At 68.6% G+C, this 22,113-nt stretch carries 21 protein-coding genes; 18 read left to right on the top strand and 3 right to left on the bottom strand.

The window, feature by feature from the left end; all coding sequences use genetic code 11:
• The first annotated feature begins 36 nt into the window (after positions 1-36).
• Both M6444_RS21850 and M6444_RS21845 read left to right on the top strand, forming a co-directional pair.
• Positions 37-1,539 (top strand): ATP-binding protein, encoded by a 1,503-nt coding sequence (locus M6444_RS21850; RefSeq protein ID WP_298332378.1) that lies wholly within the window; start codon positions 37-39, stop codon positions 1,537-1,539.
• Positions 1,536-2,222 (top strand): response regulator transcription factor, encoded by a 687-nt coding sequence (locus M6444_RS21845; RefSeq protein ID WP_298332375.1) that lies wholly within the window; start codon positions 1,536-1,538, stop codon positions 2,220-2,222. The genes M6444_RS21850 and M6444_RS21845 overlap by 4 nt, the downstream gene beginning before the upstream one ends.
• Here M6444_RS21845 and M6444_RS21840 read toward each other — a convergent pair.
• Entirely contained in the window at positions 2,188-2,694 is a 507-nt protein-coding gene (locus M6444_RS21840; RefSeq protein WP_298332370.1) for a GNAT family N-acetyltransferase, read from the bottom strand. The genes M6444_RS21845 and M6444_RS21840 overlap by 35 nt on opposite strands.
• 82 nt (positions 2,695-2,776) lie before the next feature.
• Between M6444_RS21840 and M6444_RS21835 the strand changes: the two genes are divergently transcribed.
• From M6444_RS21835 to M6444_RS21770, 14 genes are all read left to right on the top strand, one after another.
• Positions 2,777-3,133, top strand: a complete 357-nt coding sequence (locus M6444_RS21835) for a hypothetical protein (RefSeq protein WP_298332367.1) — start codon at positions 2,777-2,779, stop codon at positions 3,131-3,133.
• 151 nt (positions 3,134-3,284) lie between these two features.
• Complete coding sequence (gene pcrA, locus M6444_RS21830) at positions 3,285-5,609, top strand: DNA helicase PcrA (RefSeq protein WP_298332364.1); 2,325 nt, start codon at positions 3,285-3,287, stop codon at positions 5,607-5,609.
• A gap of 216 nt (positions 5,610-5,825) precedes the next feature.
• Positions 5,826-6,401 (top strand): hypothetical protein, encoded by a 576-nt coding sequence (locus M6444_RS21825; protein WP_298332361.1) that lies wholly within the window; start codon positions 5,826-5,828, stop codon positions 6,399-6,401.
• A gap of 87 nt (positions 6,402-6,488) precedes the next feature.
• Complete coding sequence (locus M6444_RS21820; RefSeq protein ID WP_298332359.1) at positions 6,489-8,069, top strand: methylmalonyl-CoA mutase family protein; 1,581 nt, start codon at positions 6,489-6,491, stop codon at positions 8,067-8,069.
• 326 nt (positions 8,070-8,395) lie between these two features.
• Positions 8,396-8,854, top strand: coding sequence for a hypothetical protein (locus M6444_RS21815; protein ID WP_298332356.1), 459 nt, complete (start codon positions 8,396-8,398; stop codon positions 8,852-8,854).
• An 83-nt stretch (positions 8,855-8,937) separates the two neighbouring features.
• On the top strand, positions 8,938-10,008 hold the full coding sequence (locus M6444_RS21810) for a hypothetical protein (RefSeq protein ID WP_298332355.1): 1,071 nt from the start codon (positions 8,938-8,940) through the stop codon (positions 10,006-10,008).
• 207 nt (positions 10,009-10,215) lie between these two features.
• A complete protein-coding gene (locus M6444_RS21805; protein ID WP_298332352.1) occupies positions 10,216-11,253 on the top strand; it encodes a BMP family ABC transporter substrate-binding protein in 1,038 nt (345 codons plus the stop codon).
• A 32-nt stretch (positions 11,254-11,285) separates the two neighbouring features.
• Positions 11,286-12,869: an ABC transporter ATP-binding protein gene (locus M6444_RS21800; RefSeq protein ID WP_298332349.1), complete on the top strand. Its 1,584-nt coding sequence runs from the start codon at positions 11,286-11,288 to the stop codon at positions 12,867-12,869.
• The gene (locus M6444_RS21795; protein WP_298332346.1) at positions 12,866-14,113 is read left to right on the top strand and encodes an ABC transporter permease; all 1,248 of its coding nucleotides are present in this window, start codon (positions 12,866-12,868) and stop codon (positions 14,111-14,113) included. The genes M6444_RS21800 and M6444_RS21795 overlap by 4 nt, the downstream gene beginning before the upstream one ends.
• Positions 14,110-15,393 carry an ABC transporter permease gene (locus tag M6444_RS21790; RefSeq protein WP_298332344.1) on the top strand — a complete coding sequence of 428 codons (1,284 nt, stop codon included), beginning with the start codon at positions 14,110-14,112 and terminating at the stop codon, positions 15,391-15,393. Before M6444_RS21795 ends, M6444_RS21790 begins: the two co-directional genes overlap by 4 nt.
• Entirely contained in the window at positions 15,390-15,782 is a 393-nt protein-coding gene (locus M6444_RS21785; RefSeq protein WP_298332341.1) for a cytidine deaminase, read from the top strand. The genes M6444_RS21790 and M6444_RS21785 overlap by 4 nt, the downstream gene beginning before the upstream one ends.
• 338 nt (positions 15,783-16,120) lie before the next feature.
• The gene (locus tag M6444_RS21780; protein WP_298332338.1) at positions 16,121-17,107 is read left to right on the top strand and encodes a hypothetical protein; all 987 of its coding nucleotides are present in this window, start codon (positions 16,121-16,123) and stop codon (positions 17,105-17,107) included.
• 124 nt (positions 17,108-17,231) lie between these two features.
• Positions 17,232-18,524, top strand: coding sequence for a thymidine phosphorylase (locus M6444_RS21775; protein ID WP_298332335.1), 1,293 nt, complete (start codon positions 17,232-17,234; stop codon positions 18,522-18,524).
• A gap of 62 nt (positions 18,525-18,586) precedes the next feature.
• Entirely contained in the window at positions 18,587-18,940 is a 354-nt protein-coding gene (locus M6444_RS21770; RefSeq protein ID WP_298332332.1) for a cupin domain-containing protein, read from the top strand.
• 224 nt (positions 18,941-19,164) lie between these two features.
• Here M6444_RS21770 and M6444_RS21765 read toward each other — a convergent pair whose 3' ends face one another.
• Positions 19,165-19,329 (bottom strand): hypothetical protein, encoded by a 165-nt coding sequence (locus tag M6444_RS21765; protein ID WP_298332328.1) that lies wholly within the window; start codon positions 19,327-19,329, stop codon positions 19,165-19,167.
• 275 nt (positions 19,330-19,604) lie between these two features.
• Between M6444_RS21765 and M6444_RS21760 the strand changes: the two genes are divergently transcribed.
• Positions 19,605-20,915 (top strand): hypothetical protein, encoded by a 1,311-nt coding sequence (locus M6444_RS21760; protein WP_298332326.1) that lies wholly within the window; start codon positions 19,605-19,607, stop codon positions 20,913-20,915.
• Positions 20,912-21,793: an aminoglycoside phosphotransferase family protein gene (locus M6444_RS21755; RefSeq protein WP_298332323.1), complete on the top strand. Its 882-nt coding sequence runs from the start codon at positions 20,912-20,914 to the stop codon at positions 21,791-21,793. Before M6444_RS21760 ends, M6444_RS21755 begins: the two co-directional genes overlap by 4 nt.
• Before the next feature lie 31 nt (positions 21,794-21,824).
• Here M6444_RS21755 and M6444_RS21750 read toward each other — a convergent pair whose 3' ends face one another.
• The gene (locus M6444_RS21750; RefSeq protein WP_298332320.1) at positions 21,825-22,034 is read right to left on the bottom strand and encodes a hypothetical protein; all 210 of its coding nucleotides are present in this window, start codon (positions 22,032-22,034) and stop codon (positions 21,825-21,827) included.
• Between the last annotated feature and the right edge of the window lie 79 nt (positions 22,035-22,113).

Raw genomic sequence — 22,113 nt, 5'->3', positions numbered from 1 at the left:
ATGGCACACAGCGCTGTGACGTGTGAGTATCGAGTCATGAGCCCTGCGCCGACGCCTGGGACGGCCCGCACCTGGGCCGGCCGAGTCCTGCGCGGATCGTCCGGCTCCCGCGCTCGGGACGGCGCTTCGGCCGGTCCCGCGAACGACACCACCCAGGCCGGGGGTACGCCGCAGGCCGGCGCCGCCTCGCCGGACGATATGTCCGCACGCGGTTCTTCCGACACCGGCCGGGCCACCGCGGGCCGCAGCACGGCTGGCGGCCGGCGCGACCCGAGCGGCCCGCCGACGTTCGTTCGGCACTCCGACGGACGCATGGTCGGCGGGGTGGCCGTGGCGCTGGCAGCGCAGTTCAAGGTTCCGCCGTTGGCGATCCGCGCGGCCTTCAGCCTGCTGAGCGCGGTCTCCGGATTCGGCGTGGTGCTCTACCTCGCGTTGTGGATCTTCACGCCACTCGATCAAACCGTCGCCGAACGTGACGACGACGCCGCACCCGCGGGTGTGGCTGCCGCGACCCGGTCCGGCAAGCGCCGGCGTCGGACGTTCGCCCAGCGCACCGGGGACGTCGGCCAGCTCGCGGCGTTGGTGGTCCTGGGGGCCGGCGTGTGGCTCCTGGTGCAGCAGACCCCGCTGGGCATCAGCCCGGGGTTGTTCTTCCCGCTGGTGCTGGCCGCTGCCGGGTTGACCCTGGTCTGGCGCGCAGCCGATGAAACCGAGCGCCAGCGGTTGACCGCGTTGACGCCGGGCGTTCCGTGGCTGGCGGCCATCACCGGCGGAGGCGGCTGGATCGCGGTCATGCGGGTGCTGGCCGGCGCGAGCGTCGTGGTCGCCGGGGTCGTCGTCTTCCTCGTCGGGCAAGGCCAATTCGACGCGACCGTCGACGCCCTGGGTGGGCTGATCGTCATCCTGGTCGGCATCGGTCTGATCGCCGGGCCGTGGTTCTACCGGCTGTGGCGCAACCTCGAGTCCGAGCGCCGCGCCCGCATCGTGTCGCAGGAGCGGGCCGACATGGCCGCGCATCTGCACGACTCCGTCCTGCAGACACTCGCGTTGATCCAGAAGCAAGCCCATGACCAGCGCGCTGTCGTCCGGCTGGCTCGTAGCCAGGAGCGCGACCTGCGGGCCTGGCTGTACAGCGACCTGGTGGACGACGGATCGTCACTGGCTGCGGCGCTGACCAAGATGGCCGCGGAGGTCGAGGATACGTTCGGGGTTCCGGTCGAGGTCGTGACGGTCGGTGATGCGGAGATCGACGACGTGGCCCGGGCCATCTTGAAGGCCGCGCGCGAGGCCGCGGTCAACGCGGCCAAGCACTCCGGCGCCGACACCATCGACGTCTTCGTCGAGGCGGGCGACGAAGGTATCGAGCTGTTCGTACGCGACCGCGGCGCCGGGTTCGACCCCGAGGCCGTGCCGGAAGACCGGATGGGGGTGCGGCGCTCGATCATCGACCGGATGGAGCGCCATGGTGGCGAGGCATCGATACGCTCGGCACCGGGAGAGGGAACCGAGATCAGACTGTCGTCGAGGAGAAGTTCGTGAGCGAGTCCACTGCAGAAGAGTCCCGGCCCGGACGGTCGGGCCCGGTCTCGGTCGTCCTCGTCGACGACCACGCCATGTTCCGCACCGGTGTGCGCGCCGAACTGGCCCAGTCGCCGGACGCCGTCACCGTCGTCGGTGAAGCCGCCGACACCGCCGAGGCGGTGAAGGTGGTGCTCGCCACCGCACCCGAGGTGGTCCTGCTCGACGTACACCTTCCCGGTGGGGGCGGCGGCGAGGTCATCCGCCAGGTCCACCCGCAACTGCCGGACGTGCGCTTCCTCGCGCTGTCGGTCTCCGACGCCGCCGAGGACGTCATCGGCACCATCCGCGCCGGTGCTCGCGGCTACGTCACCAAGTCGATCACCGGTGACGACCTGGTCTCGGCTATCGGGCGGGTGGCCGAAGGCGACGCCGTCTTCTCGCCGCGGCTGGCCGGATTCGTCCTCGACGCTTTCGCCGGGACCGAAGCCCCGAGCGTCGACGACGACCTGGATCGGCTGACCCAGCGCGAGCGCGAGGTTCTTCGGCTGATCGCTCGTGGGTACGCCTACAAAGAGATCGCCAAGGAGCTGTTCATCTCGGTGAAGACGGTCGAGACGCATGTGTCGGCGGTGTTGCGGAAGCTCCAGCTGTCCAACCGTTACGAGCTCACCCGGTGGGCCGCTGACCGCCGGCTGGTGTAGCCGACGACCGAACGTGCTCCATGACGACCAGATCGCTGTTGTCGCCGGTGCGCGCCCAACCGGACGGGACCGTCCGGGACACGACGAAGCCCTCGGATTCGTAGAGGCCGCGGGCGCGGACGTTCGTCGCCTTCACGTCGAGCCAGAGCCGAGTGGCCGAATGACGCTCGTAGGCACGCTCGATGGCCGCGCGGATCAGCAACCGGCCGATGCCCTGACCGCGCAGGTGCTCCGCGACGACGATCCGGCGGATCTCGAGCACACGCGCCGGGTCCATGAGCCCGGCCAGGACGACGAATCCGACCAGCCCGGCCGGAGATTCGATCAGCAGGTGCTCACGGTCGGGATCGGCGAAGCCTCGGCGGTGCCATTCCAGGCCGGTCTCGCCCAGCCACGGAGTCGTCTCGGGCGTGCTCTCCAGCTTCGCGATGGCCTCGAGGTCGGTGATGTCTCCGCGACGGGTGCTGTACACGAGGCTGACCATAGTCCGCCTCCCTTAATTACGACGGTTCGTAGTAGAGTGCTGCCCCGGCCGAGTCTGGTGGAAGGTGATCATGGAATTCGTCTACAACCTCGTGCTCGTTCTGCATTTCGTCGGCCTGGCCAGCCTGATCGGCGGCGCCATGGTCCAATTATCGGCCCGCGGCGGGCGAACCATCAACGCCGCCATGGTGCACGGCGCGTTGACTCAAGTCGTCACGGGCGTGGCGATGGCGGCCATGGGTGGCGGCATCGACTCGCTCGGTATCGACGTCAATCATGCCAAGCTCGGCACCAAATTGGTGATCGTTCTCGTGGTGACGGTGCTGTGCTGGCTGAATCGCCGAAAGCCGACCGTTCCCGACGGACTGTTCTTCGCGGTGTTCGGCTTGAGTGTCGCCAACGTCGCCATCGCGGTGTTCTGGACCTGAGCACCCCGATCGTCCAGCGGTTCCTCTCGCTGTGCGCACGTGAGTCACCGGAGCGCCGGATGAGCGGTGCTCACGCGGCGTGCGACCACCTTCCGCCGGAGTCGTCAGGCCGCGGGACTCTGTCGGTCCACCGGCATAGGCTTGGTCTTCGATGAGCGCACTTTCCGACGATCTCTCCTTGCCCGCGGCCGAGTCGCCGGACCGGCCGACGTCCCGCCGTGGCAGCGGTGACCCCGAGGCCTACCTCGAGGGGCTCAACCCGCCGCAGCGCCAAGCCGTCACTCATGCCGGCAGCCCACTGCTCATCGTGGCGGGCGCGGGTTCGGGCAAGACGCGGGTGCTGACCCGGCGGATCGCCTACCTGCTGGGTGCGCGCGACGTCCATCCCGGCTCCATCTTGGCCATCACCTTCACCAACAAGGCCGCCGGCGAGATGAAGGAGCGCGTCACCGAACTCGTCGGCCGGCGCGCCCAGGTCATGTGGGTGTCCACGTTCCACTCCGCCTGCGTGCGCATCCTGCGGCGCGAGGCGAAACGGTTCGGTTACACGTCGTCGTTCTCCATCTACGACCAAGCCGACGCCCAGCGGCTGATGACCCTCGTCTGCCGCGAACTCGATCTCGACCCGCGCCGGTACCCGCCGCGGCAGTTCAGCCACGCCGTCAGCAACTTCAAGAACGAGCTCGTCGATTACGAGACCGCGCTCGCCAAGGCCGACAACCATCACCAGCGCATGGTGGCCGAGGCCTATGAGCTCTACCAGCGGCGCCTGACCGAGGCCAACGCCTTCGACTTCGACGACCTCATCATGACCACCGTCCACCTGTTGCAGGCCTTCCCCGAGGTCGCCGAGCATTACCGGCGGCGGTTCCGGCACGTGCTGGTCGACGAGTACCAGGACACCAACCACGCCCAGTACGAGCTCGTCCGCGAACTGGTCGGCGTGCGGCCGAGCCCGGCGTCCGGCGATACCGGCGCCGCGGGTGACCAACCGGTCGTCGAGCCCGCCGAGCTGTGCGTCGTCGGCGACGCCGATCAGTCCATCTACGCCTTCCGGGGCGCCACCATCCGCAACATCCTGCAGTTCGAGACGGACTACCCCGACGCCGAAGTCATTCTGCTCGAGCAGAACTACCGCTCCACGCAGACCATCCTGTCCGCGGCCAACGCCGTCATCTCACGCAACCCCGGTCGCAAGCCCAAGCGGTTGTGGAGCGACGGCGGACCGGGCGCCAAGATCGTCGGATACGTCGCCGACGACGAGCACGCCGAGGCGCAGTTCGTCGCCGACGAGATCGACCGGCTCAGCGACGAAGGTCTCGCCAAACCCGGCGACATCGCGGTGTTCTACCGCACGAATGCGCAGTCGCGCGTGCTCGAAGAGATCTTCGTGCGCGTCGGCCTGCCGTATCGGGTCGTGGGCGGTACGCGCTTCTACGAGCGGCGCGAGGTCCGCGATGCGCTCGCCTACCTGCGCTTCCTGGCCAACCCCGAAGACACCGTGTCGCTGCGGCGCATCCTCAACGTCCCCAAGCGCGGCATCGGCGACCGGGCCGAGGCGATGGTGGAGGCGCTGGCCCAGCGCGACGGCGTCACGTTCTGGCAGGCGCTGCGGCGCGCGGCCGACGCGCCGGGTATCGCGTCCCGGTCGGTCAACGCCATCGAAGCGTTCGTCAGCATGATGGACGAGCTGCGCGCCATGGTCGAGAACGACTCGGGTCCGGCTCAGATCCTCGAAGCCGCACTGGACCGTACCGGCTATCTGGCCGAACTGTCCGAGTCCGACGACCCACAGGACGAGACCAGGGTCGACAACCTCCGTGAGCTCGTGGCCGTGGCCGGGGAGTACGAAGCCGGCGAGGAGTCCGAGCAGACGCTGACCGGATTCCTCGAGCAGGTCAGTCTGGTCGCCGATGCTGACGAGATTCCCGAGGGCGACGACCACGAGGGCGTCGTCACCCTCATGACCCTGCACACGGCGAAGGGGCTGGAGTTCCCCGTCGTCTTCCTCACCGGCCTCGAGGACGGCGTCTTCCCGCACCAGCGGTCGCTCGGCGGCGACACCCACGAGCTCGAAGAGGAACGCCGGCTGGCCTACGTGGGCATCACCCGGGCGCGCGAACGCCTGTACCTGTCGCGTGCGGTGGTGCGCAGCGCGTTCGGTTCGCCCAGCCACAATCCGGCGTCTCGGTTCCTCCCTGAGATCCCCGACGAGCTCATCGACTGGCAGCGCACCGAAGCCGACCAGACGAAGTGGTACACGCCACCGCCGCCGCGGCGTCGTCCCGCCGGCGGTTCCCAGACCCGCCCGGTGCCGGCGCTGAGCGCCGGCGACCGGGTGAATCACGACGCGTTCGGACTCGGCACGGTCGTCGCCACATCCGGCAGTGGTGAGCACGCGCAGGCCACGGTCGATTTCGGCGAGTCGGGGCTGAAGACGTTGCTGTTGCGCTACGCCCCGGTCGAGAAGATCTGACGATCGACGCATCGACGTACGGATGCCGCTGATCCCTGCCCGCGCCGTCGGTCGGGGGACGTGCCCGGTACCGGGCCCGGTTTGTCCGCCTGTGATCCGGCCATCGCCTCAGTCAGCGGGTGACCGCCGTGCGTCTCATTATCAGAGACGTCAGGTGCTCGCGCTTCGCTCCAACCTTCAAGATCGATATCAGGGCGGATGACAAGGAGTGGCGTCTTGACGACGGAGATCGGAACGCCGGCACGGGTGCTGCTCGTGGGCAAGCGGGTTCGTGTACTCGACGAGCTCGGCACGGCGTTGCGCGCGGCGGGCATGGTTGTGCGTGAAGAGACCGACATCGACCGCGCGACGTCCGGGATCGACGGGTCGTCGGTCGACATCCTGGCGCTGGGGCGCACGATCAGCGGAGCCAAGCGAGAGCGCATCGTGGGCGCGCTGCGCGGCCAGAACCCCGCGTTGCGGGTGGTCGACGGGTTGGCGCCGATCCCTGAGCTCATGGTCGCCCAGGTCCAAGAGGTGGTCTCGGCTCCCGACCGCGATGCGCGCATCGTCGGCGCCGGTGCCTACGAGCGGTCGGACAACAGCATCGTCGTCATCCTGCGCCGTGATGCGCACCTCGACGTCACCCTGTTCCGGCTGGATCCCATGTACCGCGTGCATCGAACTGACGTCTACACCGGTCCGCTGGCTCAGGGACGCCAGCGGCTGCCGCTGGGGCGCCGGGTCGGCCGGGGTGAGCGCTTCCTCGTCGTCCACGCCGACCACGAGACGACGGTGCATCCGCTGGGCTGACGCGAAGACCGCCCGCCTGGCTGTGGATGTGGACAATGTCACTCGCCGCGAGCCGCGCCGGACCTGCGGTGTCGTTAACGTGGGGGCGTGACCAGGCATACGGAGTCCGGCCTGCCCATCGAGGCGGTGTACGGCCCGCACACGCGCCTGCGCGGGCCCGAGAGCGACTGGCTGGGCGAGCCGGGTTCGTACCCGTTCACCCGAGGCATCTATCCGACGATGTACACCGGCCGCCCGTGGACGATGCGGCAGTACGCCGGCTTCGGCACGGCTGAGGAGTCCAACCGCCGCTACCACCAGCTCGTCGAGGCCGGCACCGGCGGACTGTCGGTCGCCTTCGATCTGCCCACGCAGATGGGCCACGACTCCGACGCTGCGCAGGCCGCCGGCGAGGTCGGCAAGGTCGGCGTGGCCATCGACTCGCTCGACGACATGCGGCGGCTGTTCCACGGCATCCCGTTGGCCGACGTGTCGACGTCGATGACCATCAACGCCCCGGCCGCCGTCTTGCTGCTGTTGTACCAACTGGTGAGCGCCGACCAAGGGGTGGCGGGCGAGCAACTGTCGGGGACGATCCAGAACGACGTGCTCAAGGAGTACGTGGCCCGCGGCACCTACATCTTCCCGCCCGCGGCGTCGTTGCGGTTGGCCAGTGACATCTTCGCCTACTGCAAGACCGAACTGCCGCGCTGGAACTCCATCTCGATCTCCGGGTACCACATGGCCGAGGCCGGAGCCACGCCTGCGCAGGAAGTCGCGTTCACGCTGGCCAACGCGCGCGAATACGTACGTGCGGCGCTCGCCGCGGGACTCGACGTCGACGAGTTCGCGCCCCGTCTGTCGTTCTTCTTCGTCGCGCGCACGACGCTGCTGGAGGAGGTCGCGAAATTCCGTGCCGCCCGGCGCATCTGGGCGCAGGTGATGCGCGATGAGTTCGGGGCGCAGAACCCGAAGTCGCAGATGCTGCGTTTTCACACCCAGACCGCCGGTGTGCAGCTCACCGCGCAGCAACCCGAGGTGAACATGGCGAGGGTGACCGTCCAGGCGCTGGCCGCCGTGCTGGGTGGCACCCAGTCGCTGCACACCAATGCCTACGACGAGGCGATCGCGCTGCCCACCGAGAAAGCGGCCCGGCTGGCGCTGCGAACCCAGCAGGTGCTCGCCTACGAGACCGACGTCGCCCGCACTGTCGACCCGTTCGCCGGTTCGTACGCCGTCGAGGCGCTCACCGACGACATCGAAGCCGCCATTCGGGCGTTGATGGAGCAGGTGGAAGACCTCGGCGGTGCGGTCGCGGCCATCGAGCGGGGCTTCCAGAAGCGCGAGATCGAGCAGTCCGCCTACGACGTGGCCACCCAGATCGACAGCGGCGAGCGCACCGTGGTCGGCGTCAACGCGTTCACCGACAACGGCGACGAGCCGTACGAGCCGCTGCGCGTCGACCCAGCCCTGGAAGCAGCCCAGGCCGCTCGCCTGGCGACGCTGCGGGCCGAGCGCGACTCCGGCGCCGTGGAACAGGCGTTGGACGACCTACGGGCGGCGGCGAGCGGGCGCGACAACGTCTTGTACCCGATGCGGGCGGCGCTGGCCGCGCGCGCCACCATCGGCGAGGTGTGCGACGCGCTGCGCGCGGTGTGGGGAACCTACTCACCGCCGGCCGGGCTGTGACCTCCCGCCGTCGCCGAGGTGGTTGACGACGACGGTGAGATTGCCGCGGCATGTCTAAGATGAGCGCCGGCCGGGCGTGAACACGGTGAGCAAAGGACTGATCAGTAGTGGCACGTGCAGCGCATGTCGTGGTGGCTGGGGTGTTCCTGGTGCTTGCCGGGTGTTCCTCGGCTCAGGACGAACCGGCGGGTCTGACGGGATCACCTTCTGCTGCGACCGACGTTGATCCGGCGGGTACCGCGGCACCGACGGACGGCCCTGACGAGTCCGCTCCGACGTCGTCCGAACCGTCGAACGAACCGAACCCGTCGTTTACGCAGCCGTTCGTGCCAGGCGAGCCGAGCGTCATCGAACTACCCGATCAGTTGCCGATCGACATCCCAGCCGACGCCACCGACGAGGAGCGTGCCGTGCTGGAGGCGACCGGACGGTTCATGGCCAGCTGGGACGCTGTTCTGTTCGGCGCCGGTGAGGACGAGTCCGGCATTCACGAGACCGCCACCGGCGAGCAGCTCGAGCGCCTGATCGACCTCGGCGTGAAGGTGGTCATGCAGCGCACCGTGACCGTCGGGGAGTCCACCGTGATCGACCTCGTCGACGTCTCGGTTGACGGCGACACCGCCCAGGTGGACATGTGCATCACCATGCGGGACTGGGTCACCTACACCGACGGCGAACCCGAAGAACTCGACGAGCTGGAGCGCCAGGTGGTGACGATGGTTCGTGCAGATGACACCTGGAAGGCATCGGATTCGAAGCCGATGGACGCTTCGTCCTGTTCGTGAACTGTGCGGTGAATATCGGGAGCCGATCATGCTAAGTTGCCCCCGCTGGAGTGTGAGAAGACTCGAACGGGGTTGATATCGCCATGCGCCGGAAGGCCCGTTTCGCTACATCGACGTTCACCGGAGTGCTCGCGGTCGCGATGCTCGCGTCGGCGCCGGCCACCGCGCGCGACGGTGACGGCGGGGAGATCGACGGGGGCAACAACGGCGGTGGCTACGAGATCGGCGTCCAGGTCGAGGTCAGTGGCGACGGCTCGCCGGGCGGCGGTGGCTGGGTCGAGGTGTACCTGGAGCCGGTGTGCTGGTGGGAGCCGATCCCGAGCGATATCGCACTCGGTAAGCCGCCAGTTGACGCGACCGATCCCGAGTCGGTGTACGAGTGGTACAAGGAGATCTATCCGCAGATCGGCGGAAGCTTTGCCGTTGGCCGGCTCGCCTTCCCGGACGAGCAAGTGTTCAAAGACGCCATCAAGCGTGAAAAGGCTGGCGAGGACCTCACCTGGTACCGGATCGAAGGGGAGGACGTCAAGCCGTGTTCTCCGAAAGTGGTTGAGGTGCCCGAGTATTACGGCGGTGAAGTCGCGGTCGTCTACGCCCCGTTCGCTGCCGGTGAGCCGCCGGCGCCGGAGATCGACCCGGAGACGCTGGCGATCGAGGCTCGGGAACTGATGGTCATCGACGAGCCCGAGGTCGACCGCAACCCGAAGATCACCACCGGCCCGGTGAACGCGACATTCGTCAACATCCCCACCTGGTTCTGGGTCACCGACCCGGAGATGGTCGGTGGGGCCGAGGGCACCCGGACCATCCGTGCCGAAGTCGTCGGGTCCGACGTCTGGGCCGAGGTCACGGCTGAGACCGGCGGTCTGTCCGTCGCCTACCCCGGCGGTTCGCAGATGTGCCCGCCGGAAGTCGCGCTGCGGGAGTGGCAACCAGGAGCCCAAGACACGTCCGGCTGCACGGTGTCGTTCTCGCGGGCCTCGGTCGCCTACCCGGACGGCTACCCGGTGACCGCCTCCACTCAATGGAGCGCCACGTGGGAGGGCCGGACCAGCTCCGGTGAATCCGTCGGCGGCGACCTCGACCCGCTGCAGCGCTCCACCACCGTGAACGTGCCTGTGGCCGAGATCCAGTCGGTGGTCGGCGGCCGCTGAACACGCGGGTGACCTGGTGTGACTCGCGTCGGTAGGGCGCAGTACGACAGCGAGTTGGTCACAGGTGTGTCTCGGCTGCTCAGCCGCTGTTCTTATGGCGAGACGCGGGGTTAACCTACGGCTTTACGTCGTGTGTCCCGGGGGCCTGGAGGATTCGCAATGAAAACAAGCTTTCGTCTCGCCACCGCTGTGTGCGCTACTGCGTTGGTGATCACAGCCTGCGGCGAGGCGCCGGAGGAATCCGATGAGGCCGCGGACGGCGGCGGCGACTTCCTGGGCTGCATGGTCTCCGACGCTGGTGGTATCGACGACAAGTCGTTCAACGAGACGTCCTACAACGGTCTGGTCGCCGCTGAAGAGAGCGGAGTCGTCTCGGACATCAAGTTCGCCGAATCGCAGAGCGATGCCGACTACACCCCGAACGTCAATGCCATGGTCGCCGACGACTGCGGCATCATCGTCACCGTCGGCTTCCTGCTCGCCGACGCGACCGAGGAGGCGGCCAACGCCAACCCGGACGAGCAGTTCGCCATCGTCGACTTCCAGTACAAGGACGAGAACGGCGAAGTGTACGAGATCGACAACGTCAAGCCGCTGGTGTTCAACACCCACGAGGCCGCTTTCCTCGCCGGCTACGCCGCGGCCAGCTACACCAAGAGCGGCAAGGTCGGCACGTGGGGCGGGGCGAAGATCCCCACGGTCACCATCTTCATGGACGGCTTCTACGACGGCGTGATGTACCACAACGAGCAGAAGGGCACCAACGTCGAGGTCCTGGGGTGGAACAAGGAGTCGCAGCAGGGTCAGTTCGTCGGCGACTTCGACAACGACGGCCTGGCCAAGCAGATCAGCGACAACCTGATCAGTCAGGGCGCCGACGTGTTGCACCCGGTGGCCGGGCCGCTGGCCGCCAGCGCCGGAACGGCTGCGCAGGAAGCCGGCGACGTCGCGGTCATCTGGGCCGACTCCGACGGCTTCGAGTCCGCGCCGGAGTTCTCCGACGTCATCCTGACCAGCGTGATGAAGGGCATGGACGTCGCCGTCGAGACCGCCGTCGGTGAAGCGGCCGACGGGTCGTTCACGAACGAGCCCTACATCGGGACCCTCGAGAACGAGGGCGTGAGCCTCGCGCCGTTCCACGACTTCGACGACCAGATCTCGCAGGAGACCAAGGACGAGCTCGACGAGATCCGCGAGCAGATCATCTCCGGTGACCTCGTGGTCGAGTCGCCGGCCGCCTTCTGACTCTCGCGTCACGAGGAGGGGCGGTCCCCGGCTTGAAGCTCGAGTTGCGTGGCATCACCAAGCGCTTCGGCTCTCTGGTGGCCAACGACGCCATCGACCTGACGGTCGACCAAGGTGAGATCCACTGCCTGCTGGGTGAGAACGGTGCCGGCAAGAGCACGCTGATGAACGTGCTCTACGGCCTGTACCAGCCCGATGCCGGCTCCATCATGGTCGACGGCAAGGCCGTGACGTTCGACGGCCCGAGCGATGCGATGGCCGCCGGCATCGGCATGGTGCATCAGCACTTCATGCTGGTGCCGGTGTTCACCGTGGCCGAGAACGTCATGCTCGGCCAGGAACACGTCGGCGCCGGCGGGCTGCTCGACATGGAGGCGGCCCGCCGCGACGTCACCGAGATCTCCGAGCGGTACGGCTTCCATGTCGACCCCGACGCGACGGTCGAAGACCTTCCCGTCGGGGTCCAGCAGCGGGTCGAGATCATCAAGGCCCTGGTCCGCAAGGCTGACGTGCTCATCCTGGACGAGCCGACCGCCGTGCTCACGCCCCAGGAGACCGACGAGCTGATCGCCATCATGCGCCAGCTCAAGGCCGATGGCACCTCCATCGTGTTCATCACGCACAAATTGCGTGAGGTCCGGGCCATCGCCGATCGCATCACGGTGATCCGCCGCGGTGCCGTGGTCGGCCAGGCCGAGCCCACCGCGCCCGACAGCGAGCTGGCGTCGATGATGGTCGGGCGCTCGGTCAGCCTCACCGTCGACAAGGCGCCGGCTGAACCCGGAGAAGCGGAATTCGTCGTCGACGACCTCACGGTGGTCGACGAGCGTGGCCAGGTGGTGGTCGACCACGTGTCGTTCGACGTCCGGGCCGGCGAGATCGTCGCCGTCGCCGGGGTTCAGGGCAATGGCCAGACCGAGCTCGTGGAGTCCATCCTCGGGTTGGCGCCGAACGTCGCAGGCTCCGTGCGGCTACGCGGCGAAGAGCTGATCGGGCGCGACGTCGACGGCGTGTTGCGCGCCGGCGTCGGCTACGTGCCCGAGGACCGCACGGTCGACGGCCTGGTGCCGAGCTTCTCGGTGGCCGAGAACCTCGTGCTCGACCTGTACCGGCAGCCTCCGTTCGCCAAGGGTCTCTCGCTGAGCGGGTCGGCGGTGCGAACCAATGCCGAGCGCCAGGTCGAGCAGTTCGACATTCGCACCCCCAGTGTCACCGCACCGGCCGAAACACTCTCGGGCGGCAATCAGCAGAAGGTCGTCGTGGCGCGCGAGCTGTCGCGCCCGCTCAAGCTGTTCATCGCCGCCCAGCCGACCCGCGGGCTCGACGTCGGATCGATCGAGTTCGTGCATCGGCGCATCGTCCACGAACGTGACCAAGGCGTGCCGGTGCTCATCGTGTCGACCGAGCTCGACGAGATCAGCGCCTTGGCCGATCGCATCGTCGTCATGTACCGAGGCTCCATCGTCGGCATCGTGCCTGGCGACACCGATCGCGACGCGCTCGGACTGATGATGGCCGGGATCGCGCCGGAGAAAGCGGATCGGGAGGCGAAAGCGCACCCCACCGTCATCGAGAGCCTCGACGGTGGAGAATCGGGAAGCGGAGCCGTGACATGAGTGAAAGCCGGCAGGCACCGGTGTCCGCGGAGGCTCCGGGCGAGCCGCCGCCCGCGGAGTCGTGGTCGCAGCGCTTCATCAGAGAACTGACCACCGGCAGCGCGATGGTGACGTTCCTGGCCGTCGTCCTGGCGTTGGCGATCGGGGCCGTGCTGATCGCGGTGTCCGACCCCGAGGTGCAGGAGCGCGCCGGATACTTCTTCAGCCGCCCCAGCGACACGCTGTCCGCGGCATGGGAGTCGGTCAGTGACGCCTACGCGGCGCTGTTCACCGGCTCGATCATCGACTTCGGCGAGTACACCATCGGCCGGGCGCTGCGCCCGTTCGCCGAGACCCTGACCAACGCCGCGCCACTGATCGCCGCCGGGCTCGGCTTCGGGCTCGCCTTCCGGGCGGGGCTGTTCAACATCGGTGGCGAGGGCCAGATCATCGTCGGTGCGATCTTCGCCGGGTACGTCGGGTTCGGCATGGACCTGCCGATCGGGATCCACCTCGTGCTCGGCGTCCTCGCCGGTCTCGTGGGCGGTGCCCTGTGGGGCGGCATCGTCGGTGTGCTCAAAGCGCGCACCGGTGCTCACGAGGTCATCGTGACGATCATGTTGAACTACGTCGCCCGGTTCCTCATCGCGTTCCTGCTGACCACGTCGGTCTTCCAGCGAGCTGGTGCGTCCAACCCGGTCAGCCCGGTGGTGCAGGACAGCGGTCGGCTGCCCGTGCTCTTCGACAGCACCCGCCTGCACCTCGGATTCATCATCGTGCTGCTGGCGGCGGCGTTCGTCTGGTGGCTGCTCTCTCGCAGCACCATCGGGTTCGAACTTCGAGCGGTGGGGGCCAATCCCCACGCCGCCCGGACCGCCGGCATGTCGGTCAGCCGGGCGTACATCCTCGTCATGCTCATCGCGGGGTCGCTGTCTGGGCTGGCCGGCGTGATGCAGGTCCTCGGCACCGAGCGCTACCTCACCACGGGGATTTCTGCCGGCCTCGGCTTCGACGCCATCACCGTCGCGCTGCTCGGGCGAACCAACCCGTGGGGCACCGTCGCTGCGGGCCTGCTGTTCGGGGCGCTGCGCGCCGGCGGTGTGACGATGCAGGCCGGCACCGGCACACCCATCGACATCATCCTGGTGATCCAGTCGTTGATCGTGCTGTTCATCGCCGCACCGCCGCTGGTGCGAGCCGTGTTCCGGGTCAAAGTCCGCGACATGGGACCAGCGCTTGAGACGTCGAAGGGGTGGGGCGCATGAGCACCGCTACCGCAACCGCCGTCGAGCCGGCCCCGGAAACCACCGTCCTGCGGCGCAGCTGGAAGGCTCCCATCTGGTTCGCCGTGTTCGCCGCCGTCGCGGTGATCTTCTTCGGCATCTTGGGTGAGTGGGGCGATACCAGCACGTTCGGGTTGTCCACGTCGTCGGACGCCTGGGAGATCGAGCCCGTCGGGGTGGCCTCCGGTCCGGTCGGGCTGGCGTTGTCACTGCTGTGTGCGGCGATCGCCGTTTATGCGTTCGTGCTCGTGGGGCGCGATCGTCCGGTACCGATCTACCTGACAGCGCTCTACGGCGTCGCGTTCGTGCTCGCCTTCCTGGTGTGGGCCGTCGCCGGCGAGCAGGTGTCGTTGACGAACCTGCTCCAGGGCTCCCTGGCGCTGTCGGTGCCGCTGGTGTTCGGCGCGATGTCGGGGGTGCTGTGCGAGCGCGCCGGCGTCATCAACATCGCCATCGAAGGCCAGTTGCTGGCCGGAGCGTTCCTGTCCGCGGTCGTCGCCAGCCTGACCGGCAACCTGTACGCCGGGCTGCTCGCGGCTGTCGTGGCCGGCCTGCTCGTCGGGTTCGTGCTGGCCGTGTTCACCATCACCTACGTCGTCAACCAGATCATCGTCGGCGTCGTCATCAACGTGCTCGTCCTGGGCGCGACGAACTTCCTCTACAGCCAGCTACTCGCCCCCGAGGGCGCCACATGGAACTCGCCGGGACGCTTGTCGCGGATCGAACTGCCGATACTCAGCGACATCCCCGTCATCGGCCCGGTGCTGTTCGACCAGACGATCATCGTCTATCTCATGTACGTCGCCGTGGCCCTGATCCACGTGGCGCTGTTCCACAGCCGGTGGGGCCTGCGGGTGCGGGCCGTGGGTGAGCACCCGAAGGCCGCTGACACCCTCGGCATCCAGGTGAACCGCACTCGCTTCCGCAACGTGCTGCTGGGCGGGATGGTCGCGGGGTTCGGTGGCTCGTTCTTCACTCTGGGCAACGTCGGCTCGTTCAGCCAGGAGATGTCCGCCGGGCAGGGGTTCATCGCGTTGGCGGCGATGATCTTCGGCCGCTGGAGCCCGCTCGGGGCGCTGGGCGCGGCGCTGTTGTTCGGATTCGCCAACAACCTGCAAAGCGTCCTGGGCATCATCGGCACGCCGATTCCGAGTGAGTTCATGCTGATGCTGCCGTACATCCTGACGATCTTCGCCGTCGCCGGGCTGGTCGGACGGGTACGCGCACCGGCCGCCGACGGCGTTCCCTACGTGAAGTCATGATCGTCGATTGGGAGAGTCTGCGCGCCGCGGCCGCGTCGGCCGCCTCGCGCGCGTATGCGCCGTACTCGTCGTATCCCGTGGGGGCCGCGGCGCTGGTCGACGACGGCCGCACGGTCACCGGGTGCAACGTCGAGAACGCCTCGTACGGGGTCACCCTCTGCGCCGAATGCGGCCTGGTGTCCACGCTGATCGCCGGGGGAGGCGGGCGGCTGGTCGCCTTCACGTGTGTGGGCGGTGCGGATCGGCAGAAGATCATGCCGTGCGGGCGGTGCCGGCAGTTGTTGTGGGAGCACGGGGGACCGAGCCTGCTGGTGGACACGCCGAACGGCATCCAGCCGATGGCCGAGGTGCTGCCGCAGGCGTTCGGCCCGGATCACCTCGCCCGCTGAGGTGCCGTGCCGTGAACAACCGGTGGCGGCGTTCGTGAGGTCGATGTGGTGCGTGCGGTGCGGATGATGAGTCATTTTTGGCGTTATGGGGCCGGTAGCGGCTCATGATCGCGCGGATGGTGTCGCCAGTGTGCCGGTGTCGCCTCATGATCTCGTCGTAGCGGCGATCATGAGGCAGCTTCGGCGCCACCAGGCTGATCATGAGGCAGACGTCGCGCACCAGTACCCGATCATGAGTCGCCTGCAGCGCGACAGCACGCCGCGCAGTGCATGCGCCTCGAGCCGCCGGTGATCGAACTCCCCTAGGCTGGGCCCACTGCCGACCCCCGGAGACGCCGATGCACCTCGACAGCGCACGCGAGATCAAAGCCCAGCTACGTCGCGACGCCGGCCGGATCCGGCAAGCGCGCGCATTGCCACGTACCGCCGCCGGCCAGGTGGCTGTCGGGATATGCGTCCTCGGCGGTGGGACATACGGTGTGGCGGTGCGCTACTCCGGCGAGTCCGAACTTGGTGCCGGCGTCACCGCCCGAGCGCGCGAGCTCGCGGGCGACGCGTGCGACGTGCGGGACGTGGGGATCGTCCGCGCCTTGCAGTGGCAGCCGACTGAACTGCAGCAACGACACCGCCCGCTACGTCCGGGCCTGTCGGTGTCGCATGTGGACGTGACGGCCGGGACCATCGGGGCCTTCGTCACGCCGGTCGAGGGCGACCCGGCGGAGGTGCACATCCTGTCCAACAACCACGTGCTCGCCGACTCCGACCGGGCGAGGCCGGGCGACAGCGTCCTGCAACCCGGTACCGCCGACGGCGGGGGTGATCCGGGCGACCGGGTGGGCACACTGGCCCTCGTCGCGCCGCTCGACACTGACGGGCTGAACGTCGTCGACGCCGCGACGGCACGGCTCGACGAAGGCGTGCAGATCGACGGGGCGTACCCGGACGGCGCGTTGAGCGGCTGGGCCGATGCCCGCGACGATGTCGACGTCGAAAAGGTCGGGCGTACGACCGGCCTCACCACCGGTCGCGTCACGGCGATCGAGATCGACGACGTCAGTGTGGAGTACCCCCTCGGTACGGTGGACTTCGAGGACCAGATCGAGATCGAGGGCGTCGGTGGTGCGTTCTCGGCCGGGGGTGACAGCGGTTCGATCGTGTACCGGGCGGGGACGCTCGAGGCGATCGGGTTGCTGTTCGCCGGCAGTGAGCGCGGCGGCGAGAACGGCCAGGGCCTGACGTACTGCAACCCGGTCGGGATGGTGCTCAGCCGCCTGGGCGTGCGCCTGCTGGGGGCGTCGGTGACGTCGCCGGTTCCTGGTGGTTGACGGCTAGGCGCAGCCTGATGAGCTGGCACCACGAGGCGTTGTGTCGCATCACGAGGCGTGCACGGGTGGTGGAGCAGGCAATTCCCAAGTGAACATGATCATTCGAAAAGCGGAGGGTGTGAATATGGGGGAGTTGTTCGATGCTGTGGACATCATCCGCACCAAGCGCGACCGGGGCGAGCTGGACGATCGGCAGATCGACTGGGTGATCGACGCCTACACCCGCGGCGTGGTCGCCGACGAGCAGATGTCCGCGCTGGCGATGGCGATTCTGCTCAACGGGATGTCCAGGCGCGAGATCGCCCGCTGGACCGACGCGATGATCCGCTCCGGCCGGCGGATGCAGTGGTCCGGCCTGACGCGCCCCACGACGGACAAGCATTCCACTGGTGGAGTCGGCGACAAGATCACGCTGCCGCTGGCGCCGACCGTGGCCGCCTGCGGTGCCGCTGTGCCGCAACTGTCCGGCCGTGGGCTCGGGCACACCGGCGGCACGCTGGACAAGCTCGAGTCGATCCCGGGATGGCGCGCGTCGCTGTCCGGCGACGAGATGCTGGCGGTGCTCGCCGACGTCGGTGCGGTCATCTGTGCCGCCGGTGACGATCTCGCTCCCGCCGACAAACGGCTCTACGCGCTGCGCGACGTCACCGGCACCGTGGAGTCGATCCCGCTGATCGCCTCGTCGATCATGAGCAAGAAGATCGCCGAGGGCACCGGCGCGCTCGTGCTCGACGTCAAGGTCGGGTCCGGGGCGTTCATGAAGGACGTCGAGTCGGCTCGAAGCCTCGCCGAGACGATGGTGTCCCTGGGGACCGACGCCGGAGTGCGCACGATCGCGCTGCTGACGAACATGCAGACTCCGCTCGGCTTGACGGCGGGCAACGCGCTGGAGGTTCGTGAGTCCGTCGAGGTGCTCAGCGGTGGTGGCCCCGAGGATGTCGTCGAGCTGACCGTCCGATTGGCCCGCGAGATGCTGGCGCTGGCCGGGCTCGATGGCGGCAAGGACCCCGCCGACGCGCTCGGTGACGGCACGGCCATGGACGTCTGGCGGCGCATGATCGCCGCACAGGGTGGTGATCCGGACGCAGCCCTGCCGCAGGCGCGCGAGTCCCACACCGTGCTCGCCCCTGCCGACGGGGTGCTGACCACGCTGGACGCCTACCAGATCGGGGTCGCCGCGTGGCGGCTCGGGGCCGGACGCAGCACCCAGGGGGAGACCGTGCAAGCCGGCGCCGGCGTGGAGATGCACGTCAAACCGGGCGCCGTCGTGCGTGCGGGCGAGCCGTTGCTGACGCTGCACACCGACGATGCCGCGCGCATCGACCGGGCGCTCGAAGCCCTGACTGGCGCGTACGTCATTGCGCCGAGCGGTAGCCGGCCGGACCTGCAGCCGCTGGTGATCGACCGCATCGCGTGAGCGCCGGGCGCGGCCGGCGCCAGCCTGATCACCTGGGCCCTTCGCCTCGTTACGCTCGGGACATGGTCAAACTGATCCGAACCCCGCAGCGTGTCCCCGTCCCCGGGGGCAAGGTCATCGACGAGTACGTCGGCCGCGTGTCCACGGGCACCGACGGCGTGTCCGTCGCCCGGATGAAAGCCCCGCCCGGTTGGGACGAGCCCGCCCAGACACCACAGTTCGACGAAGTGACCCTGGTCCTGGCCGGACGCCTCGTCGTGGAGCACGACGACACGCGGACCGAGGTGGCCGCTGGCGAAGCGGTCCTGACCCCGGCCGGGCAAACCGTGCGTTACGTCGCCGGTTCCGACGGCGCAGAGTACGTCGCCGTCTGCGTGCCGGCCTTCGCCCCGGAGCTCGCGGGCCGGGAGGACTGATCAAGGACCGCCCGGCGCGACCGGACCGGCCGGACCGGAATAGCTCCGGAATGGCCCGGCGCTAAGCCGGCATCCTCAGTACGCTGCATGTGCAGGCGTTGCACCTGCACGTGCGGCCCGCGTGTCCTGCACGTGCAAGACGTGCGTCTGCACGTGCGGTGGAAATTCCACAAAGGATCTTCGAATCGGGCGTAACGGACATGCCGGGCGGATTGTCGTGGCGCTCAAGCGTCGTCTTGCCACGCCACCATGAGCCGGGGAACACCGACCTGGCCGACGTCGGTCTCCAGCGGCACGATGCGGTGGCGCTCGCGCCGGATCGGCGTCGCGGTCCAGGCGTGATCTGCAGCGTTCCAGGTAAGAACGTATTCGACATCGCGGCGGAGCATGGGTCGCCTAGCCTCTCGGTGCGGTTGTACTCGGCGGGTTGCCGGGATCGGGGTGGTCGCACCGGCAACCCGCCTCAAGTCACGGCTTCCATGATCGGTGCCGAATCGGGAGAAAAGGCACCGGCCATGACTCGTATTGCGATCATTTCGCCGGAATGGCGCGAACGCCAGGGGTGAGGCCCGGGAGGATTCGGGGGATGATTCGGGATTGTCGAAAACTCCTGACAAGCCCGCTCAGACAATGTCACTATGGTCTTCCCCGCCTATGTGGAGACATGGTGCGCGAACCGAACGAGCAGCTACGTGCCGCCCGCGAGGCAACGCCGTCGATCGACGTCCCGGGCCTGCCGATGTCTCGGCACGAGCTGGCCCAGCGCGCCAACGCGTACCTGCGCGAAGTCACCGGAAAGCTCTACGAACTCGACGACAACTACATCGGCAAGCTCGAACGCGGTGTCATCCGCTGGCCGCAGGCCCCCTACCGGGAGGCGTTCCGGCACGTCCTCGGTGTGTCGTCGGATCACGACCTCGGGTTCGTCAACACGCGCCGGCTCGCTGCGGCTGGAGCGGACGTGAAGCGCCAGGATTTCCTGCGGGCTGCGTTCGTCGGCGTCGGCGCCCTGGCGTCGCCGTCGTCGTTGCTCGACCTGCTGCGGCCCGCCGAGCACGATGCGCCCCGCGCTGTGGGGCGCAGCGACATCGAGCAGGTCCGCGGTGCGGCCGATCTGCTGGCCAGCTGGGGACACAGTCACGGCGGCGCCGGTGTGAGACAAGCCGCGAACGCCCAGTTGCGCTGGTTCGCGCAACTGCTGACGGCGCACAGTGCCGGCGCGGTGCGCGTCGAGCTGCACGAGGCCGTGGGGCTGCTGGGGCATGCCACCGCGCACATGTCCTTTGACGCCTGTGACTACGACGAGGCCCGCCGGATCTTCGGATTCTCGCTGGCCTGTGCCGAGGAGGTCGAAAGCTGGCATCTGCGGGCCAAGGTCTTGTCGTCGATGGCTCGCCAGGAGATCTGGCGAGGTGAGCCGGATCAGGGCTTGACCTTGGCCGAGTCAGCGCTCGTCCGCGCGGACCGGCTGACGGCCACCGAACGGGCGATGCTGCACACCGCTCGCGCTCGGGCGTTGGCCAAGCTGGGCCGCCGGCAGGAGACGTTGCGCGCCGTCGGAGCCGCTGACGAGGCGTTCAGCGCCGCCGAGCCGGCTGACGATCCGCCCTGGATGGCGTACTACGACGCCGCCCAGCACGCCGGTGACACCGGGCATGCGCTGTTCGATCTGTCGATCGATGGGCATCGCACCGAAGCGGCGACGCGGCTGCAAGCGGCCATCGACGGCCACACCGCCGGCTACGCCCGGTCGCGAGCGATGTCGCAGACCAAGCTCGCCTCGTTGACCATGGCCGTCGGCGATCCCATGGAAGCGGTGACCATCGGCCTGGCCGCTGTCCACGACGCCGGACGGTTGCATTCCCGGCGGGCCGCGATGGATCTGGCCGAGCTGCGCGATCATGCGACTGCGCACGCCGCTGTGCCGGAGGTGGGTGACTTGCGGGAACGGCTCACAGCAGCCCTCGTGGCGTGACTCGCACGTTCGACAGCATCCTGGCGCACGCGTGTGCACGTGCCGGGCTCAGCACGCGCCACGCTGTGCGTGTCCAGGTCGCGGAGAACGCGATCTATCGACTTCGCCCCGGGGTGATCGCGCGCGTCGGGCGCACCGGGCAGGCCGCCGTGGCGATCAAGGAGGTCCGCGTCGCGCGCTGGCTGGAACATGCCGGGTTGCCGGCGGCTCGCGTGCTGCCGGATGTCGATCAACCGGTCGACGTGGACGGAGCGGCCGTCACCTTCTGGCGCGAGCTGCCTACTCACCAGCCCGGCGACAGCGTGCGGGTCGCTGAGATGCTACGGCGGTTGCACCGGTTGGAGCCGCCGACCTGGTTCCACTTGCCGTCGCTGGCGCCGTTCGTCCGGATCCGGGAGCGGGTCCAGGCCGCGCTGATCCCCGCGGCAGACCGGGACTGGCTGCTGTCGTACCTCGACGACCTCGAACGACGCTACGCAGCCGGGCTGCCGCCCGGCCTGGCGCCCACGGTGGTGCATGGCGATGCCTGGGTGGGCAATGTCGTCATAGACGACACCGGCACGGCCTGGCTCGTCGACCTCGAGCGCTTCGCCGTCGGCCCGCCGGAGTGGGACTTGGTCTCCACCGCCGTGCGCTTCAGCTCGTTCGGGTCGCTCGGCGCCGCGGAGTACAGCGAGTTCTGCCGCACCTACGGGCACGACGTCATGAGCTGGGACGGCTACGAGACCCTGCGCGACATCCGCGAGCTGCGCGCGTGCTCGTACATGCTGCAACAGGCCACGACGAACCCCGCCGCGCGAGCGGAAGCCGCCATGCGCGTGGCCTGCCTGCGCGGGGCGGCCGGTCCGCGGCCTTGGTCGTGGTCTCAGATCAGCTGAGCCGACGGTGCCGGCGCCGGGCTGGACGATCTCACAGCGGGTCCACGCGCAGCAGGAAACCACGCCGCCGCACGAAGTCGGCCAGCGAGTCGCGGTGCTGTTCGCAGGCCGTCCAGACCTTCTCGCGATCAGGGGCGTGAATTTTCGGGTTGTTCCAGACCACGGCATAGGAGGCCGAAGCCCGGCACCCTTTGGCCGAGCACACCACCGGCTCGGTGGGCTGCGGCGATGGCTGGCTCATGCTCGCCACTGTGCCACACGCCGTCCGGGCGGCCGGAGGACCCGGCTGCCTCCCGCCGGGCGAACAGGCAGGATGGGGG

Origin of the sequence: Haloactinopolyspora sp., assembly GCF_027324685.1 — a bacterium.
GTDB lineage: Bacteria > Actinomycetota > Actinomycetes > Jiangellales > Jiangellaceae > Haloactinopolyspora.
Note: the sequence above shows the minus strand (reverse complement) of the source record. Positions and strands in the feature narration are given on the sequence as shown.